Origin of the sequence: Pantoea sp. SIMBA_079, assembly GCF_046940275.1 — a bacterium.
GTDB lineage: Bacteria > Pseudomonadota > Gammaproteobacteria > Enterobacterales > Enterobacteriaceae > Pantoea > Pantoea borealis.
Genome location: NZ_JAWRYR010000824.1, coordinates 1 through 241, shown reverse-complemented (window position 1 = coordinate 241; position 241 = coordinate 1). Strand labels below are relative to the sequence as shown.

Below are 241 nucleotides of genomic sequence, written 5' to 3'. Positions count from 1 at the left end.
ACAGAACTGCGAACGACGCTTCGCAGTTCTGTCAGTTGTTGTTCGATTGATTCCATATCGCACCATCAATGCTAAAAACCCCCGACAAGCGGGGGTTCGAAGAGGAGTTAATTTGCCTTAAGTGTATCAGGCGTTGGCGTCTTTGACTTCGCGGATGATGTCCTGGTACTCGCGCAATTTCTGCGGAGTCATCATACGGCGCTGATCGTCAAGCACGACACCGCCCACTTCATCGGCAATA

The 241-nt window shown here is 51.0% G+C and carries 1 pseudogene; it reads right to left on the bottom strand.

Annotated elements, in window-relative coordinates:
• Positions 1-126 precede the first annotated feature (126 nt).
• Positions 127-241 (bottom strand): annotated as a pseudogene (locus SB719_RS22255) (cell division protein ZipA); the annotation flags it as partial.